The organism is Acinetobacter baylyi DSM 14961 = CIP 107474 (genome assembly GCF_000368685.1).
Lineage (GTDB): Bacteria > Pseudomonadota > Gammaproteobacteria > Pseudomonadales > Moraxellaceae > Acinetobacter > Acinetobacter baylyi.
The window spans coordinates 600,170-619,423 of record NZ_KB849626.1; the positions used below are offsets into that span (position 1 = coordinate 600,170).

General features: G+C 43.0%; 11 protein-coding genes, 2 tRNA genes and 2 rRNA genes. 6 read left to right on the forward strand and 9 right to left on the reverse strand.

The annotated features are described in order from the left end of the window. Nucleotides 1-30: 30 nt before the first annotated feature. Entirely contained in the window at nt 31-2,793 is a 2,763-nt protein-coding gene (gene polA, locus F952_RS07050) for a DNA polymerase I (RefSeq protein WP_004924572.1), read from the reverse strand. 154 nt (nt 2,794-2,947) lie between these two features. On the opposite strand from polA, the gene F952_RS07055 reads away from it, so the two are divergent. Continuing rightward, nucleotides 2,948-5,851, forward strand: coding sequence for a DUF2339 domain-containing protein (locus tag F952_RS07055; RefSeq protein WP_004924575.1), 2,904 nt, complete (start codon nt 2,948-2,950; stop codon nt 5,849-5,851). 187 nt (nt 5,852-6,038) lie between these two features. On the opposite strand, the gene F952_RS07060 is transcribed toward F952_RS07055, so the two are convergent. Both F952_RS07060 and F952_RS07065 read right to left on the reverse strand, forming a co-directional pair. Next, a complete protein-coding gene (locus F952_RS07060; protein WP_004924577.1) occupies nt 6,039-6,959 on the reverse strand; it encodes a mechanosensitive ion channel family protein in 921 nt (306 codons plus the stop codon). An 8-nt stretch (nt 6,960-6,967) separates the two neighbouring features. Then, complete coding sequence (locus tag F952_RS07065) at nt 6,968-7,789, reverse strand: hypothetical protein (protein WP_004924580.1); 822 nt, start codon at nt 7,787-7,789, stop codon at nt 6,968-6,970. A gap of 100 nt (nt 7,790-7,889) precedes the next feature. Here F952_RS07065 and gspE point away from each other — a divergent pair, with 100 nt between their 5' ends. Beyond that, nucleotides 7,890-9,377, forward strand: a complete 1,488-nt coding sequence (gspE, locus tag F952_RS07070) for a type II secretion system ATPase GspE (protein WP_004924585.1) — start codon at nt 7,890-7,892, stop codon at nt 9,375-9,377. A 53-nt stretch (nt 9,378-9,430) separates the two neighbouring features. Here gspE and F952_RS07075 read toward each other — a convergent pair whose 3' ends face one another. The 6 genes from F952_RS07075 to F952_RS07100 form a co-directional block, all read right to left on the reverse strand. After that, nucleotides 9,431-9,862, reverse strand: a complete 432-nt coding sequence (locus F952_RS07075) for an organic hydroperoxide resistance protein (RefSeq protein ID WP_004924589.1) — start codon at nt 9,860-9,862, stop codon at nt 9,431-9,433. Nucleotides 9,863-9,946: 84 nt separating this feature from the next. Continuing rightward, on the reverse strand, nt 9,947-10,384 hold the full coding sequence (locus F952_RS07080; RefSeq protein WP_004924591.1) for a MarR family winged helix-turn-helix transcriptional regulator: 438 nt from the start codon (nt 10,382-10,384) through the stop codon (nt 9,947-9,949). An 89-nt stretch (nt 10,385-10,473) separates the two neighbouring features. Beyond that, the gene (locus F952_RS07085) at nt 10,474-11,298 is read right to left on the reverse strand and encodes a carbon-nitrogen hydrolase family protein (protein ID WP_004924593.1); all 825 of its coding nucleotides are present in this window, start codon (nt 11,296-11,298) and stop codon (nt 10,474-10,476) included. 24 nt (nt 11,299-11,322) lie between these two features. Further along, nucleotides 11,323-11,844 (reverse strand): anti-anti-sigma factor GigB, encoded by a 522-nt coding sequence (gene gigB / locus F952_RS07090; RefSeq protein ID WP_004924595.1) that lies wholly within the window; start codon nt 11,842-11,844, stop codon nt 11,323-11,325. A 113-nt stretch (nt 11,845-11,957) separates the two neighbouring features. Next, a complete protein-coding gene (gene gigA / locus F952_RS07095; RefSeq protein WP_004924599.1) occupies nt 11,958-12,926 on the reverse strand; it encodes an RsbU family protein phosphatase GigA in 969 nt (322 codons plus the stop codon). 132 nt (nt 12,927-13,058) lie between these two features. Next, nucleotides 13,059-13,985: an MlaA family lipoprotein gene (locus tag F952_RS07100; RefSeq protein ID WP_004924601.1), complete on the reverse strand. Its 927-nt coding sequence runs from the start codon at nt 13,983-13,985 to the stop codon at nt 13,059-13,061. A 555-nt stretch (nt 13,986-14,540) separates the two neighbouring features. On the opposite strand from F952_RS07100, the gene F952_RS07105 reads away from it, so the two are divergent. From F952_RS07105 to F952_RS07120, 4 genes are all read left to right on the forward strand, one after another. Further along, a 16S ribosomal RNA gene (locus tag F952_RS07105) occupies nt 14,541-16,078 on the forward strand. A gap of 60 nt (nt 16,079-16,138) precedes the next feature. Further along, nucleotides 16,139-16,215: transfer RNA gene (locus F952_RS07110), tRNA-Ile, on the forward strand. A 36-nt stretch (nt 16,216-16,251) separates the two neighbouring features. Further along, nucleotides 16,252-16,327, forward strand: a tRNA-Ala gene (locus F952_RS07115). A 433-nt stretch (nt 16,328-16,760) separates the two neighbouring features. After that, a 23S ribosomal RNA gene (locus F952_RS07120) occupies nt 16,761-19,254 on the forward strand; the annotation flags it as partial.

Below are 19,254 nucleotides of genomic sequence, written 5' to 3' on the forward strand. Positions count from 1 at the left end.
ATATAATCGGCCTTTTTTATGTTTGAAAAATTAGTGTGCCTCTTCCCAGTTGAGACCTTGACCCACTTCCACTAATAGTGGAACAGAGATATTGACTACCGATTGCATGGTTTCAGCAAGCTTTGGAGCAAGTTCATCGGCAAGATCTGCATCTACTTCAAATACAAGTTCATCGTGAACCTGAAGCAATAATTTGGCCTGATCTTTCGGTAGCATTTTATCGACTTCAATCATTGCCAATTTAATAATATCAGCAGCACTTCCTTGTAATGGTGCATTAATAGCGGCACGTTCTGCACCTTTACGTACCATCATGTTACGCGCATCAATATCTGGGGTATATAGACGTCGTCCCAAGATTGTTTCGACAAATCCCTGTTCTAATGCAACCTGACGTGTACGTTGCATATACTCATATATACCAGGGTAACGGTGAAAGTACTGCTTGATATAGTTTTGCGACTCTTCACGGGTAAACCCAAGTTGGCGAATCAGACCAAACTCGGACATACCATACAGTAGTCCAAAGTTAACCGCTTTGGCTTGACGACGTTGGTCGTTGGTGACTTCTTCGAGTGGAATATTCAGCACTTCTGCTGCTGTACGACGATGCACATCCTGACCGTGTTGAAAGGCATCAAGTAAGGCTTCATCTTGAGAAAAATGCGCCATTAAGCGGAGTTCAATCTGTGAGTAATCAGCAGCAAGTAAAATACGACCTTCAGGTGCAATAAATGCTTTACGAATTTGACGGCCAATTTCCCCACGAATAGGAATATTTTGTAGGTTAGGATCGGATGAGGATAACCGTCCTGTAGCAGTCAAGGCTTGATGGTAGCTGGTATGAACCCGATGCGTTTCATTATGAGACTGTTCGACCAGACGATCGGTATAGGTATTTTTTAGTTTGGAAAGCGTACGGTGTTCCAAAATCACTTCTGCAATGGGATGCTCAACTTTTTCCAGAATACTTTCACTGGTACTGTGCTGTCCCGTGGCCGTTTTCTTACCGCCCTTAAGCCCCATCTTATCAAACAGAATCTCACCGACCTGTTTTGGCGAACTGACATTAAAGCTTTCACCTGCCAGTTCAATGGCCTGATTTTCAAGTCCTAAAATTGTCTCGGTAAATTCGACGCTTAACTGACCCAAAAAACTGTGATCCAGTTTAATTCCAGCTTCTTCCATACCTGTTAAAATACGGGCAACAGGCATTTCGATGTTGTAGAGGATATTTTCTAGCTCTGGTGCACTTTTTAGTTTCTGCGCCAGGACTTCATATAAGCGATACGTAACATGTGCATCTTCGGCTGCATAATGCGCAGCGACTTCAATTTCAATCTGATTAAAGGTTTTTTGTTTGGCCCCTTTGCCCGCAATTTGCTCAAAGGTTGTGGTGAGATGACTTAAATACACGCGTGCAACGTCATCCATGCCATGACGTGTGGCCACCGAGTTGATTACGTAAGAGGCCAGCATAGTATCGAAGTACCAGCCTTTCAGCTCAACACTGTGATTGGCAAAAATATGCGCATCATACTTGAGATGATGACCAATTTTATGGACAGTCTCATCTTCGAGAATCGGTTTAAGTTGAGCCAGAATCTGCTCGCGATTTAATTGTTCAGGTGCATTGTCATAGTCATGTGTCAATGGAACGTAATAAGCATCCTGAGCATCAAAGGCCACTGAAAATCCGACCATTTCTGCAACACGATAATCCAAACTGGTGGTTTCTGTATCAATTGCAAAACGCTTTTCACTTTGAAAGCGCTTGAGTAAGGCATCCCACGCCTCTTGAGTCAATACTGTATGGTAGTTTGCTGTCCCTAATTGATCATCTTCACTGGTAAGACTTGCTTGATCTTCTGTCTCAATTTGAGGTGCGACTTCTACCTTGTCCATTTGCTGGGCAGTTTGTTTATACGTTTGACTCACAGGATTATGAGGATGATCAAGCGACTGTAACTGGTTTCTAAATTCGAGCTCGGTATATAGGTTGCGTAATGTCTCAACGTGCGGATCGCGTAATTGTAAATCATCCCAGGTCAGTGCCAAATCCAGATCACAAACGATACTGGCCAGTTGGTGATCAATGACAATACCATCGGCGTTGTCTTTAATATTTTGACCGACTTTACCCTTAATCTGGTCGACATTTTCTAAAATGCCGCCAATTGAACCATATTCTGTTAAAAGTTTGGCTGCGGTTTTAGCACCGATTCCAGGAACACCCATAATGCCATCAGATGCATCGCCCATTAAAGTCAGGTAGTCGATAATCTGATTTGGCCAGACACCAAACTTGTCAAACACGCCCTGAATATCCATGGGTTTGTCTTTGAAGCTATCTTCAAGCGTGACTTTTTCTGTGACCAACTGAGCCATATCTTTGTCACCAGTCGAAATGAGAACCTGATGACCTTCTTTTTCAGCACGTTTTGCAAGCGTGCCAATGACATCGTCAGCTTCTGCACCTGGCAGCATGTAAAGCGGAATACCCAATGCCTTGATTAAGGCATGGAGATATGGAATTTGTTGTGCCAGTTCATCTGGCATACTTGGGCGATCACCTTTATAAATAGGAGAAAGTTCATGACGAAATGTTGGTTCAGGTGTGTCAAAAATGACAGCCATATGCGTGGGCTGAGTACGACGCATGAGTTTTTGAATGGCTGAAATTGCACCACGAATGGCATTCGTCTGTAAGCCTGTTGACGTGGTCAAGGGTGGCAGTGCATGAAAGGCACGAAATAAAAAATAAGACCCATCAACCAAGACAAATGGTGGCATTGAACATTTCCTCACTATCAATTGCGTCTTATTCTACGTGAAAAAGCATCAAAATGCTGTGATTCACTTTTACGGTTGTTTTGTATGTCTAAATATACGCTCTGTGGCGTATGGTTTAAGATAATCTATAAATCAATGAGTTTGTTTTCTGATCATGTATAAAAATGATAAGTATAATATGACAATAGTGTTGCTAATTCTCGGAATTGGCTTGCTGGTAAGTTATGCACTCGATATGACCAATGCAGTGATTGTGGTGATGGCATTGATAATCTTTTTTGTGATGCAGCAATTCAATCATTTTGAAAAAAGACTCCAGCAGCTCGAACAGCAATATCTAGCCAATATCACGCCTCATTCTAGTCGTGGCTGGCAGTGGGGGATTGGACTTGGTGCTTTGGTTGGTCTGGTCGGTGCATATTGGGGACTTATCCCGTTACTTTTGGTCGGTATTATCGGTGGCGTATGGTGTCTACTGCAAATTTTGAATTCGTTAAATGAACGTTTATCTAGAATCGAACAGGTGAGACAACAACCTATATTACAGCCTCCAACCGATCACGAAATATTAGAGCCGAAACCTGTTGAAAAGTCAGCTTCAGTGAACAGTGCACATTCGACTACAATAACAAATTCACCAGAATGGTTCACTACAACGTCGCAGTCAGAAAAATTACCTGATTCAAATTCAATATCGACTCATTCCACGACAACACTTTCAACAATTTCCACAACAAAAACTGCATGGTGGCAACCTGCGCTTCAGTGGTTAATGCATGGGAATCCAATTTTGCGTGTTGCTATCGCATTATTAATGATTGGGGTCGTGCTGTTACTCAGATTTGCCAGTGAACATTGGCAGCTCAGCCTGAGTATAAAATTATTAGGCATTGCGCTAACAGGTGGAGGAGTCACTGTACTTGGCCTGTTTTTACGCAACAAGAATGCGCTATTTGGCATTGCCTTACAAGGAGCCGGACTTGCAGTTATTTTTTTAACATTAATCTTTGCTCACCACTATGCCGTGATTGCCAGCTTAAGTAGTGCGAGTGTCTGTTTCATCATCTTACTGATGATTACAGTGGGATTGAGTCTGAAACAAAATGCGGTCTATCTTTCGATGTTGGCGTTGAGTATGGCTTATCTGGCACCGTTGGTCATTCCACAATATCGGCCAGATAGTGTATTTCTAATCAGTTATTATCTGGTGATTAATCTTGCTGTGGCAGCGATGAATTTTGTCAAGCCATGGAAGATTCTGAATCAGATTGCTTTTTTTGCAACAGGATTAATTGCCAGTAGTTTTATTATGCTGTATGCCGATCAGGCACAATATCAGACTTTAGATATTATTCTGTGGTTGCATATTTTACTCTTTATTTGGTTGAGTATCCGTTATAGCCAACTCATTCAAAAAGAATATCGTTCTTTTAAAGCTCAAGTTTTCAATGCTCAGCCTATCCTTGATTCACAGACCGTGCAGCTTCCACCTATTTTGGATGTGGGATTGATTTTTAGTGTGCCAATCTTGGGATTTTCTTTACATGCATTTTTAATGCATCAGTCCAGTATGGCATTGACATGGGGTGCATTGGGGCTTGGCATACTTTATACGGTTTTGGGAATCTGGATTAAACAAAAACAATCAGAACTTTCTATTCTGGCAAAGAGTTTCTTTATTTTAGCTTCGGTCTTTATTGCTCTGGTTTTTCCATTATGGAAAGGCGCTCATTGGACAGCAGTGGGATGGGTGATTCAGGGTGCAGCACTGATTGTATGGGGTGTTTCTGAACGCTATAGAACCAGTCGTTACCTTGGAATGGTATTAATCTTTTTGAGTTCGATAGCCTTATTTTATCAATTCTGGACAGATCAGCAATTTCCAGTATTGAGCACCAGTATTTATGCCATTGCTCAATTTATAGCAGCCTACTTTCTATTCAAATTTACCCAGCAGCAAAGCAGTTACTCGGTTTTTGCAACTATTTCACTTGGTCTTGCCTTGTATGCTGGGGCGGTTGCTGTTGTGAATGCGTTGGCATGGTTAGGACACGGCTTAAGTCCTTATCTGGCAGTAGCCACAATTTTATTGTTGCTTTTTTCAGGGCTGATGTATTTCCAGGCAAAAATTGAATGGGCATTGGCACAGTTGGGTCTAGTGAGTGCTTTATTGTTACTGTGTTATCTTGAGCTAACCGAATCTGCTGTGCTGTCATCATCGCATTGGATGAATACCACTCAGCAGCTTTCATTTTTTGTCACCACAATTATACTTTCAGCGCTTCTGATCCTGCTGCAAAAAAGTGCTCATTTAAAGTATGAGTTACGTTTATATTGGGGTGGTTTGCTGTGGTTAAGCTTGGCAGCAATAGGCTGCGCAGTTTGGCCTGCATCTGGATGGCTATGTTTAGGAATATTTCCACTTATCTATGGCATGTGGCTATTTAAACAAAAACAATTTATTTTGCTGGACCAGATCTCTGTCTGGATACTTAGCTGGTTATGGTTATTACACCTCAATTTAATTGATCAAACATTTATTGGGTATGATCTTCCTGTATTTAATCCTGTTGATGTCATGTCTTTATTGTGTCTGGCTGGTTTGTTGTGGATGATTTATCAACATAACTTCAATACCCAAAATCAAACGGTCGAATGGACGTTCAAAGTGACTGGTATTTTGACTGCATTAATGGTGCTGAGTAGTGTGGTTGTGCGCGCCTTACATATTTATTTGGCAACGCCGTTATGGAGTCTTTCGGTCTGGTCAAATGGCATCGTACAGCTTAGCCTGACCTTGCTTTGGGTCATTCTGGCCTTTGTTTTGATGACCTATTCAAGTCGACGACATATTCGCCAAATCTGGTTTGTAGGTGCTGCCTTACTTGGTATTGTGGTGATCAAACTGGTGGGTTTGGATTTATCGCAAAGTGGAACATTGACCCGTGTAGTTTCATTTATTGGTGCAGGTGGCGTGATGCTTGTAATTGCATATCTGGCACCTTTACCGCCTATTGGAAATGGGAATACAGAGAAACAAACCGATGGTCATAAATAGTTTAAAAATTCTATTTTTTATCGTTATGGTTTTAGGATGCGTTTATCTATTGATGTGGACATTCCATGGCTTTCCGATGCCTTCTCATTCATCCTCTGCCGTCTCATCATCGGAATATACGATTGAGATGGGTGTGCCACCCAGTTGTATGGTGACACATCCTAAAGAATATTGTAGTTAATGGGGGTTAAGTTTTAGGTTCACGCTTGATTGCTTCTGCGTTGGCATATTGATCAATCTCTTCATTGGTCAATGGGCTCACGGCAGGGCGGTCCACAAAACCCATTTTGGGAACAGGAATTTCGATTTGATTTTCCAAAAAGCCATTACGAATGCGTTCTTGGAGTTCATCACGAGATTTTAAAAAGAACTCTTGTCGACACCAAACAGTAAACAGTAGTTCAATTGATGATTCACGAAAAGCAGTCACGGTAACTTCTGGCTTAGGGTCATCCAGTGCCATAGGATATTTTGATGCGACATCTAACAATACTTTTCGCACTTTCATGATGTCTTCCTGAAAGTTGATTGCCAGTGTGATCGGAATACGTCGAATCGGATACTTAAACATATTCATGACAGGGGCACGAATCAGTTGTTCATTGGGTAAACGCACATAGACATTATCTAGGGTAAGCAGTTTAACCGAGAGTAAATCGATTGAAATGACTTGACCTTCAATGGTGTGTCCGCGAATGAGCGTAATTTGAATGGTATCACCTACCTCAAAAGAGCCTTCACCAATCAGGAATAAACCACTAATCAGGTTACTGGCAGAGGTTTGTGATGCAAAGCCCAAAGCCACGGTTAAAATACCTGCAGCACCCAAAAAGACGCTGAGTTTAAATCCAGCTTCCTTGAGGCTCGCCATCACGAAGATCAAAAAAATAAAGTAAAAAATACCACGACGCCATACCATTCTTTGGTGAGCATTAAAGCGTTGACCAATTGTGCGTATGAATGTATTTGAAACCAAGCGCGCAAAAATAAATCCGATGAGACATAGAACCAGTGCAACCAGAAGTTCACTTAGACGATCCAGATTAATATTGGTAAAAATCCCTTTAAGGCTGACAGCGACATCTTTAGGGATATTGGAATCTGCCATAGTGCTTCCTAGAAAAATGAATCAAACATATTAAAAAGTGCTCCCCCAGGAGAACGAGGAGGATGTACATAAATCACCTCGCCTGCCAGAGGCGGCGTCCGATTTTCAATACGAATACGCGGTGGACGATCAGATCCTTCATGAATGACTTTGATTTGTGATGTCCAGAGTCGATGGGTACTTTCGCTATAGAATAATGGGAGCGCGGCGGCAGGAACATTCATCCGATCAAAACGCAACTGTTGGCTGCTGGTATTATGAAATTCTACAGGTGTAACTGCGCGAAAGGCACGAGGTTTCAGCATGTTAATATCTGTACGTCCATCCACAGCAGTGGCATAACAGATTTCACCATTACGATGATCTGGTCCGAACCATGTATCTTTAGGTTGAATAATGGGAATATCAAACAAAGGATCACGCTGACCTTCCACAAAGCCTGCTATCCATAGTGGTGTACTGATATACAGTGTACCCCGTTGTCCTGCTGGGATATAAATCGGATCAACTGGTTTGATCACCACCGAACGATCTGCTAGCCGTGGCATTAATTGAAAACTATCATGCGTTTTTTTAAACATATAACGTTCAATTTTACGCGGTTGTGGACAGGCAAAATTGGTATCGGAAATCGGATGCCAGTTTTGTTCATAATCGTATTGATATTGAGGCCGATGGTACTCAAGCCGCCATTCATTAATACCGCGTGTCAGACGAAATAACAATGAACCAAATTGCCAAGCTTTGGCTTGATTCAGTTCAAATTTATGTTCGCCCCACCATTTTAAGCTCGGCGAAGTGCGATCAATATGTTCATGTTGTTGAGTCAAGTTTAAAAAATCCTCTGCTCAGTTTGCTTAAAACGGACTTCACGCTGTCATACGCTTAGAGTACACTCAAAAGTCTCTTTCTGATCATTATAAATGTGTGATGCAAATACTTAAACAAATACAAATTCCATATAGTTTTGCGAAACGCCATGGTGTGTTGTTTCGTTACGAGGGCGATCAGGTTTTTATTGTACGCAAAAAAAATACAGCATGGATTGCATTGCAGGAAGCACATCGTTTGTTGGGTAAGTCTGCACATGATCAATTATGTGATGAGCAAGCATTTAATGCATTATTAAGTTCTAGCTATGCAGGAGATCGTGGTGAATCACAACAAGTCGCTGCCGGACTTGAAGATCATCCTGACTTACTTAGTCTAGCCGATCAGGTTCCTGAAGCAGAAGATTTGATGGATCAGGAAGATGATGCACCGATTGTTAGACTAATCAATGCCTTACTTTCTGAGGCGATTCGTGTCAGTGCATCAGATATTCATATCGAAGCGTTTGAAAAAAAATTATCAGTAAGACTACGTGTTGATGGGCAGCTTCGTGAAATTGTTCAGCCGCGCCGTGAGCTTGCACCGTTGCTGGTGTCGCGCATCAAGGTGATGGCCAAGCTAGATATTGCAGAAAAACGTATTCCGCAAGATGGTCGTATTTCATTGCGTCTGGCTGGGCGTGAAGTCGATGTACGTGTTTCCACATTGCCTTCGTCACATGGTGAGCGCGTGGTGATGCGTTTGTTGGATAAACAAGCGGGACGCTTGAATATGACTCATTTAGGGTTAATGGCGGAAGACTATGAACGTTTAAAATATCTGGTACATCGTCCACATGGAATTATTCTGGTGACGGGGCCTACAGGTTCGGGTAAAACGACAACGCTCTATGCAGCCTTGTCAGACCTTAACGATCAGACCCGTAATATTTTGACGGCAGAAGATCCGATTGAATATCAGCTCGAAGGGATTGGGCAGACACAGGTCAATACCAAAGTTGATATGACCTTTGCTCGTGCACTGAAAGCCATGTTACGTCAAGATCCAGATGTGGTCATGGTGGGAGAGATTCGTGATCTTGAAACCGCAGAAATTGCCGTGCAAGCCTCACTTACGGGTCACTTGGTTCTATCTACCTTACATACCAATACAGCCATTGGCGCCGTGACACGCTTAAAAGATATGGGGATCGAACCATTTCTATTATCAAGTTCTCTCATTGGTGTGATTGCACAACGGTTGGTGCGTACTTTGTGCCCGCATTGCGTGAGCTGGCGTGAAGCAGATGATTTTGAACAGCAGTTATTTCAACATCTTTCTAATGAGCCTCATTTAAAACTACCCGAGCCACAAGGTTGTGAACATTGTTCTTATCTGGGATTTAGTGGTCGAAGTGCAATCTATGAAATTGTTCCAATTGATGAACATATTCGCAGGATGATACATGGCAATTCGGCTGAGTACGAGCTTGAGGCGTATGCCCGTCGTCATGCAGGATCAATTCGTGAAGATGGTTTGAAAAAAGTGCTGGCAGGGAAGACTACACTTGAAGAAGTATTACGTGTAACCAACCAATCAGAAGAATAGATTGATTAAAAAAGCACCTCAAAAGGTGCTCTTTTTACATACAGTATAAAAACTTATGCATCAGTAACAATTTCAAAATCGACATCAATGTTGTTACGTGTTGCATTTGAATATGGACAAACAATATGCGCGGCGTCTACCAGTTTTTTCGCTTCGTCTGTATCCATACCAGGAAGGTGAACATGAAGTTTTACTTCAATACCAAAGCCATTTGGAATAGGGCCAATTCCGACGTCACCTTCAACATAAGCATCTTTAGGGATATTAAATTTGTCACGTGTCGCAACAAATTTCATTGCGCCAAGGAAGCATGCAGAATAGCCCGCGGCAAACAATTGTTCAGGGTTGGTACCGCCACCCATTCCGCCCATTTCTTTTGGAACTGTTAATTGTACATCCAGAATATTATCCGAAGAGGTCGCGCGACCATCACGGCCACCTGTAGCTTTTGCATGAGCAGTATAAACAACTTGTTCTAATGACATTTTAATCACCTTTAATTTGTGTACAAATATATCGTACACGATATAAAAAACCGTTCAAGTTACTTTTGTGTAAATTTTATAAATTTATTGACTAATATTTGTTCTTAATGTTTCGAGTTGCTCTTTAAGCTGCATCAATTCATCTAGGTTGCATGCACTGGCTTGTGCAATCTGATGAGGAATATCAAGGGCTTGCTGTTTTAATTCTTGGCCTTGAGAACTCAGCGTGATGATCACTTGTCGTTCATCCCGTGTTGAACGTTTACGAGAAAGTAAGCCCAAATGTTCGAGTTTTTTCAGTAAAGGCGTGAGGGTAGAGGATTCTAAAAACAAACGTGAACCGATCTCAGATACTGTCAATTGATCTTTTTCCCAAAGTACCAACATGACTAAATATTGCGGATAAGTTAATCCCAAAGGTGAAAGTAGTTTTCGATATAACTGATGAAGTGCCAGATTAGTCGAATAAATTAAAAAGCATAATTGATTATCGAGCTCTAAAATAGATGCATCTTGCTGCATGTAGGCCTCATGATTTTTTGGCAATTCTCAAGTATAACTTTGTGTTAAAACTTGGGAAAAGTGATTGGGATTATATCAACAAGATTGCCTTAAAGCTTAAGTAAACGACGATGTTGCATCAGTGGCATCGATTCACGAACATGATCTTGTTCAGTTTGATCAAATGTTACAGTAATCAAAGCAGTACCTTCTTCATGAACCATCTCTAAGAGCTGACCGCGACTATTTGTAGCCGCAGTATGCCCCCATGTTTGACGCTTTTCACCATGCCAGCCTTGTTGTGCTGCACCAAGCACTACACACTGACTATCCATGGCACGCGCCTGTAGCAAAAGCTGCCAGTGCATTTGACCTGTTGTATAAGTAAAAGCTGCTGGTGCAGTCAAAATTCTTGCACCTTGTGCTCTTAAATTTAAAGCCAATTCAGGAAAGCGTAAATCATAGCAAACCATCATGCCAATGTTACCAAAAGGCGTTTTGGCAATAACAATCTGATCCCCAGGCTCAAAAAACCTAGATTCCTGATAGCCACCAACAGCATCCCCTACTTGGACATCAAATAAATGAATTTTGTCATAACGAGCTTCTGTCTTTTCTGGAGTAATACATAGGCTCACGGTACGTACACGTCCATCAGAAATGATAGATCCATCTGGACGAAACGGGCAAGGGAGAGTTCCCGCAATAATCCAGATATTATATTGATGCGCCAGTTTTTCAAGACGCTGTTGAATCACTTCAAACTGTGCAGCGGTTTCGCGCTGTTTACCTGCAGCAAAACAGATAAAATTTTCAGGAAAAACGATCAACTCCGCATCTTTAGCTTTACTCTGTTTAATGAGATGCTCTACAACACCGAAATTTACTTCAATGTCATTTTGCGAGTTCATTTGGGCAACAGAGAGTAAAGTCATGTGCTAAATCATTCCGTGATCAGATTAAGCATTCTGCTTGCTACAAGCTTCATCAAGTGAATCTTGCTCTTTTTGAAGTTGTTTCACCAACGGTTCAAACATATTTTGATTATTTTCATTGAGGCGCATTAGTGTCTTGTGTGCATCTAATACCGTGGTGAGCATAGCCGTATGAGTAATATGTTCATCCATTAACTCTAAGGTGCATACATTAGGATCACCACAATAATTCAAAATGACAAAAACCTGCCCTAGCCCCATGCTGTTGGCTAGAGTTGTGATATCTGGATTTGTTGAGAGCATAACCGCTTGAATATGATGAGCTTGCTTCAGTTTTAAGCCTAGCTTCGCCAGAATACCCAAAACGGTACTATCAATAAACGTTGTTTGAGTTAGATCTACAATCGCTCCAACAACATTCTTTTGTTGTTCAATACGGTTTAAAAGTTTGTCTAGACTTATACAAGATTGGGCGCGCACTTCACCAATAAGCTTGAAAATATGCGTTCCATCTAGACTTGCATATTCAACATGACCTGTTGACATATAAATGCCATTTTCAGAGAAGGATAGGAAAATTATCACATAGGGTGAATCGATACTCAAGTAGGTAACAGTCGTATTATGATTTCAAAAAAAACAAGCTATTGATTTTTATATTAATTCATTCTACATAAGCTCAATATTGCAATATCATCTGCCACATGATCTGGCGCTTTGAATGATTGTTTTTGCAAATGATCGAGTAATTGAGAAAATTGATCATTTAGGCCCCCATCAAATGGCTCAAGTGCGCCATCTGAGCAAACAATAAAGCGACTGTGTCGATTCAATGTACATTCGAACTCTTCAATTTCCAGTTCATCTATCAGACCTAGCGGAAAGCTACTGGTGGTTAAAATCTTAGGCGGCTGATTGGGTTCAAAAATAATGGGGGGTGGGTAGTGTCCTGCACTTGACCAACGAATCTGATTTGTTTGTAAATTTAAAATTCCAACGACCATCGTAATATGCTTTTCAATATTTTCCTGTAAAAGCATGCCATTTAATTTTTTAATCAATTCGCGAGGTGTTTTAGAACGACCATGAAACGCAGCCATCCATGAGGTTAGCAAACTACTGGTCACACCATGCCCAGAAACATCCGCAAGATAAAATAAAACCTCTTTATCATTCAGTTTCCAGTAATCATACCAATCGCCAGACAGATAGGCAGAAGGTTGAAAAAAGGCTTCTATTTTATAATCTAAAAGGTCAATTGGATTGGGTAACAGTTTCTTTTGTAAATCTGCTGCTGCAGGTAAATCACGACTATCCTGATTGCGTTTATACTTTGCATCAATTTTGAGCAACGCTTCGTTTGAATTTTTAGGAAGTTTTCCCCAGATCCAACCTGCTAAAGCGCCCATTTCCCAAGCATGAGAAAGTGCAGTACCTTCATGTTCAAACCCAATAACGATCGTTGGAAGGTTCCATTGGTGGGTGAGATAATCCTGAACATCGGCAATCGCAATAATTGTAGGATCATACAAATCAATATCATCTATGTGAATAACCTGTAAATCAGGTAACGCATGGAGCGCATCGTCCAAATTAGGAATAGATCGAGTGGGTTGGATGAAATACATAGAGGATTGAACACTACCTTTTACAAAAAAACCGTATTTACCATAATAGTAGATGTACTATAGAAAACCAAAGATTGCTAGCGATCTGACACGCATATAGCAATCTTTTTATCGAGATTCATTTCGAGATTTTTATTTTGAGGTCGTCGCGTCATTATCCTGATCATCGTCATCATCTCCCACAAAACTGATCTGTTCTGTTGAATTGCCTTTTTTCTCAGAAATTTGAAAGCTCTTTCTTTGTAAATACAAATCTCGAATAACAGCATACTTATCGCCTTGCAGTATTTGCTCGATATCTAAAAGCTGTGAGCGAGTATCAATCGCCTGTACAAGGTTAGTTGACCAATACAGTCCTTGCTGATCATCCATAATATATTTTTGAGGCCTTGCCTGACTATCAACCGCTAAACCTAAACCATCACGTAATGTACTTGGGCCAAAAAAAGGTAACATTAAAAAAGGACCAGAAGGCACGCCATAGTAACCTAACGTTACGCCAAAGCTTTCTTCTTCAGCAGGTAAACCTAAACGACGGGCTGGGTCGGCAAGTCCTAATGTAGTAAGTGTATTAATGGTAAAACGACCTAAGGTTTTTGCTGCGCGACCTGGTCGACCTTGAATAATCTGGTTTACTGCATTCCAAGGCTCACCTAGGTTTTTTCTAAATTGACGATAAGAACCACGAACATCTTCTGGTGTTTTTGCCGCGTATTGCACAGCAATAGGTCGAACAATGTTGCGATCCAACATATCATTAAATGCATAAAATTCACGGTTCAATGGTTGGAGTGGATCTTTTACATCGTCTGGCTGTGCGGCATTCGCATTGACTTTAAAATCACTTGCCTTCACATTTTTTAGCTCATTTTTTAAATCGCGGATAGATTGAAAGTGAGAGGTTGTACTTGAAGACTGATCATTTGTATCTTGATCAGACATGGCTGCCTGACGAGCAGACGTATTTGATGCAATATCTGCTTGAGCATCCTGAGCAAATATCGAAAAAGACATACCTGCTGATAAAAGACCGACAAAGACAAGTTTTGAGTAATGCATAGAAATCCTTGACCACCATCTATGAGGTGAAAGTTTATATCATTTTAAATAAGATCGTTTTTATTTAACAGTTTCTTTATTTCTACTATTAAAGCAAATAATCATTCAAAAAGGCAGAAAAAAAGCAAAAATGCTCAAAAACCATTCAAACGAAATAAAAAAAGGTGTTAGGGGGTTGCGTGTGTATGGTTATGGTGTAGAATGCACATCCATTGGCGGTGATGCAGATAAAAACTTGTTGAGAAACAAGGATTTGGCTAGATTGGTTAGATTCTTGAATTGATTGATAAGTTTTAAAAATATCGAAATTACCTGTTGACTTTGAAGAGATTTAGAGTAACATAGCCGACCTAGCTTGATGATGACGAATCGTCGAGAAGATCATTAAGAGAATAGAAGAACAACTTGTGTGGATTTTTACTGGTTGATTGATTGATATATTATCATTGATTGATTGGTTTAAATTACTCGAAGTTTATTTGAGCGAAATTTAAGTCAGAAAATTGATGAGCCAGAATTGGTGTCTTGTTCTTTAAGAAAGGCACAAAATGATTTTAACTGAAGAGTTTGATCATGGCTCAGATTGAACGCTGGCGGCAGGCTTAACACATGCAAGTCGAGCGGGGGAAAGTACTTCGGTACTAACCTTAGCGGCGGACGGGTGAGTAATACTTAGGAATCTGCCTATTAGTGGGGGACAACATCTCGAAAGGGATGCTAATACCGCATACGTCCTACGGGAGAAAGCAGGGGATCTTTATGACCTTGCGCTAATAGATGAGCCTAAGTCGGATTAGCTAGTTGGTGGGGTAAAGGCCTACCAAGGCGACGATCTGTAGCGGGTCTGAGAGAATGATCCGCCACACTGGGACTGAGACACGGCCCAGACTCCTACGGGAGGCAGCAGTGGGGAATATTGGACAATGGGGGGAACCCTGATCCAGCCATGCCGCGTGTGTGAAGAAGGCCTTATGGTTGTAAAGCACTTTAAGCGAGGAAGAGGCTTACCTGGTTAATACCCAGGATAAGTGGACGTTACTCGCAGAATAAGCACCGGCTAACTCTGTGCCAGCAGCCGCGGTAATACAGAGGGTGCAAGCGTTAATCGGATTTACTGGGCGTAAAGCGCGCGTAGGCGGCCAATTAAGTCAAATGTGAAATCCCCGAGCTTAACTTGGGAATTGCATTCGATACTGTTTGGCTAGAGTGTGGGAGAGGATGGTAGAATTCCAGGTGTAGCGGTGAAATGCGTAGAGATCTGGAGGAATACCGATGGCGAAGGCAGCCATCTGGCCTAACACTGACGCTGAGGTGCGAAAGCATGGGGAGCAAACAGGATTAGATACCCTGGTAGTCCATGCCGTAAACGATGTCTACTAGCCGTTGGGGCCTTTGAGGCTTTAGTGGCGCAGCTAACGCGATAAGTAGACCGCCTGGGGAGTACGGTCGCAAGACTAAAACTCAAATGAATTGACGGGGGCCCGCACAAGCGGTGGAGCATGTGGTTTAATTCGATGCAACGCGAAGAACCTTACCTGGCCTTGACATAGTAGAAACTTTCCAGAGATGGATTGGTGCCTTCGGGAATCTACATACAGGTGCTGCATGGCTGTCGTCAGCTCGTGTCGTGAGATGTTGGGTTAAGTCCCGCAACGAGCGCAACCCTTTTCCTTACTTGCCAGCATTTCGGATGGGAACTTTAAGGATACTGCCAGTGACAAACTGGAGGAAGGCGGGGACGACGTCAAGTCATCATGGCCCTTACGGCCAGGGCTACACACGTGCTACAATGGTCGGTACAAAGGGTTGCTACCTAGCGATAGGATGCTAATCTCAAAAAGCCGATCGTAGTCCGGATTGGAGTCTGCAACTCGACTCCATGAAGTCGGAATCGCTAGTAATCGCGGATCAGAATGCCGCGGTGAATACGTTCCCGGGCCTTGTACACACCGCCCGTCACACCATGGGAGTTTGTTGCACCAGAAGTAGCTAGCCTAACTGCAAAGAGGGCGGTTACCACGGTGTGGCCGATGACTGGGGTGAAGTCGTAACAAGGTAGCCGTAGGGGAACCTGCGGCTGGATCACCTCCTTAACGAAAGATTGATTGACCGGTAAGAATCCACAACAAGTTGTTCTTCTAAGATGTATCTGAGGGTCTGTAGCTCAGTTGGTTAGAGCACACGCTTGATAAGCGTGGGGTCACAAGTTCAAGTCTTGTCAGACCCACCAAGTCTACGGCAGAAAGATACATTAATGATATAAGCTGGGGACTTAGCTTAGTTGGTAGAGCGCCTGCTTTGCACGCAGGAGGTCAGGAGTTCGACTCTCCTAGTCTCCACCAAATTTCAAGAGCAGAAAAGCAACGCTTTTCCTTGAAATTTAAGCAAACAGCTATGCTGTGCGCAGGCACACATAGGATGGAGCTTGGAGCTAAGAAAATTATAGAGCTTAGTAAATATAAAGTTTATTAACCTCTGTGATTTATCACAGTTTAGTGTGATCTGACGAAGACACATTAATTCATTAACAGATTGGAAAATATTGAGTCTGAAATAAATTGTTCAAACTCGATTAGATAAGAAGCTAACAAGCAATTGTTAGATGAATATTTAATCTGAGAACTAGCAAATTAACTGAATCAAGCGTTTTGGTATATGAATTTAGATTGAAGCTGTACGGTGATTAAGTTCACGAAACAACAAGCTGTGGAGCTAAGGTAACTTAGTTCTGTCTTAACCTGACTTGTAAGGGTTAACGACTGTTTGGGGTTGTATAGTCAAGTAATTAAGTGCATGTGGTGGATGCCTTGGCAGTCAGAGGCGAAGAAAGACGTGATAGCCTGCGAAAAGCTCCGGGGAGGCGGCAAATATCCTGTGATCCGGAGATGTCTGAATGGGGAAACCCACTTATCATAAGATAGGTATTGCATGATGAATACATAGTCATGCAAGGCGAACGAGGGGAAGTGAAACATCTCAGTACCCTTAGGAAAAGAAATCAATTGAGATTCCCTTAGTAGCGGCGAGCGAAAGGGGAACAGCCCATTAAGTTGTGTGTGTTCTAGTGGAACGCTCTGGGAAGTGCGAACGTAGAGGGTGATATTCCCGTACACGAAAGGGCACACACAATGATGACGAGTAGGGCGAGGCACGTGAAACCTTGTCTGAATATGGGGGGACCATCCTCCAAGGCTAAATACTCCTGACTGACCGATAGTGAACCAGTACCGTGAGGGAAAGGCGAAAAGAACCCCTGTGAGGGGAGTGAAATAGATCCTGAAACCGCATGCATACAAGCAGTGGGAGCCGACTTGTTCGGTGACTGCGTACCTTTTGTATAATGGGTCAGCGACTTATATTCAGTAGCAAGGTTAACCGCATAGGGGAGCCGTAGGGAAACCGAGTCTTAATAGGGCGTATAGTTGCTGGGTATAGACCCGAAACCAGGCGATCTATCCATGAGCAGGTTGAAGGTTGGGTAACACTAACTGGAGGACCGAACCCACTGTCGTTGAAAAGCCAGGGGATGACTTGTGGATAGGGGTGAAAGGCTAATCAAGCCTGGTGATAGCTGGTTCTCCCCGAAAGCTATTTAGGTAGCGCCTCGGACGAATACCATAGGGGGTAGAGCACTGTTTCGGCTAGGGGGTCATCCCGACTTACCAAACCGATGCAAACTCCGAATACCTATGAGTACTATCCGGGAGACAGACTGCGGGTGCTAACGTCCGTAGTCAAGAGGAAAACAATCCAGACCGCCAGCTAAGGCCCCAAAATCATAGTTAAGTGGGAAACGATGTGGGAAGGCATAGACAGCTAGGAGGTTGGCTTAGAAGCAGCCACCCTTTAAAGAAAGCGTAATAGCTCACTAGTCGAGTCGGCCTGCGCGGAAGATGTAACGGGGCTAAAACTATGTGCCGAAGCTGCGGATGTAACTTTAAGTTACGTGGTAGGGGAGCGTTCTGTAAGCCGATGAAGGTGGATTGAGAAGTCTGCTGGAGGTATCAGAAGTGCGAATGCTGACGTGAGTAACGACAAAACGGGTGAAAAACCCGTTCGCCGAAAGACCAAGGGTTCCAGTCCAACGTTAATCGGGGCTGGGTGAGTCGACCCCTAAGGCGAGGCCGAAAGGCGTAGTCGATGGGAAATTGGTTAATATTCCAATACTTCTGTGTAATGCGATGAGAGGACGGAGAAGGTTAGGTCAGCCTGGCGTTGGTTGTCCAGGTGGAAGACAGTAGGCATGCATCTTAGGCAAATCCGGGGTGCTCTATGCTGAGAGTCGATAGCAAGCTAGTTTACTAGCGAAGTGGCTGATACCATACTTCCAAGAAAAGTCTCTAAGCTACAGTTACACAGGAATCGTACCCGAAACCGACACAGGTGGTCAGGTCGAGTAGACCAAGGCGCTTGAGAGAACTCTGCTGAAGGAACTAGGCAAAATGGTACCGTAACTTCGGGAGAAGGTACGCTGTTGATGGTGATGGGACTTGCTCCCTGAGCGATTGACAGCCGCAGAAACCAGGCCGCTGCAACTGTTTATTAAAAACATAGCACTCTGCAAACACGAAAGTGGACGTATAGGGTGTGATGCCTGCCCGGTGCTGGAAGGTTAATTGATGGGGTTAGCGTAAGCGAAGCTCTTGATCGAAGCCCCAGTAAACGGCGGCCGTAACTATAACGGTCCTAAGGTAGCGAAATTCCTTGTCGGGTAAGTTCCGACCTGCACGAATGGCATAATGATGGCGGCGCTGTCTCCAGCAGAGGCTCAGTGAAATCGAATTCGCCGTGAAGATGCGGTGTACCCGCGGCTAGACGGAAAGACCCCGTGAACCTTTACTGCAGCTTGACATTGAACTTTGACCTTACTTGTGTAGGATAGGTGGGAGGCTATGAAGATGGGACGCCAGTTCCATTGGAGCCATCCTTGAAATACCACCCTGGTAATGTTGAGGTTCTAACTCTGCCCCGTAATCCGGGGCGAGGACCATGTCTGGTGGGTAGTTTGACTGGGGCGGTCTCCTCCTAAAGAGTAACGGAGGAGTACGAAGGTGCGCTCAGCGTGGTCGGAAATCACGCGTAGAGTATAAAGGCAAAAGCGCGCTTAACTGCGAGACCCACAAGTCGAGCAGGTACGAAAGTAGGTCTTAGTGATCCGGTGGTTCTGTATGGAAGGGCCATCGCTCAACGGATAAAAGGTACTCTGGGGATAACAGGCTGATACCGCCCAAGAGTTCATATCGACGGCGGTGTTTGGCACCTCGATGTC

Bases quoted from the DNA above. Each gene is read 5' to 3' on its own strand.
- polA (WP_004924572.1), bottom strand. From the start codon at position 2,793: ATGCCACCATTTGTCTTGGTTGATGGGTCTTATTTTTTATTTCGTGCC.
- F952_RS07055 (WP_004924575.1), top strand. From the start codon at position 2,948: ATGTATAAAAATGATAAGTATAATATGACAATAGTGTTGCTAATTCTC.
- F952_RS07060 (WP_004924577.1), bottom strand. From the start codon at position 6,959: ATGGCAGATTCCAATATCCCTAAAGATGTCGCTGTCAGCCTTAAAGGG.
- gspE (WP_004924585.1), top strand. From the start codon at position 7,890: ATGCAAATACTTAAACAAATACAAATTCCATATAGTTTTGCGAAACGC.
- F952_RS07075 (WP_004924589.1), bottom strand. From the start codon at position 9,862: ATGTCATTAGAACAAGTTGTTTATACTGCTCATGCAAAAGCTACAGGT.
- F952_RS07080 (WP_004924591.1), bottom strand. From the start codon at position 10,384: ATGCAGCAAGATGCATCTATTTTAGAGCTCGATAATCAATTATGCTTT.
- F952_RS07085 (WP_004924593.1), bottom strand. From the start codon at position 11,298: ATGACTTTACTCTCTGTTGCCCAAATGAACTCGCAAAATGACATTGAA.
- gigB (WP_004924595.1), bottom strand. From the start codon at position 11,844: ATGTCAACAGGTCATGTTGAATATGCAAGTCTAGATGGAACGCATATT.
- gigA (WP_004924599.1), bottom strand. From the start codon at position 12,926: ATGTATTTCATCCAACCCACTCGATCTATTCCTAATTTGGACGATGCG.
- F952_RS07100 (WP_004924601.1), bottom strand. From the start codon at position 13,985: ATGCATTACTCAAAACTTGTCTTTGTCGGTCTTTTATCAGCAGGTATG.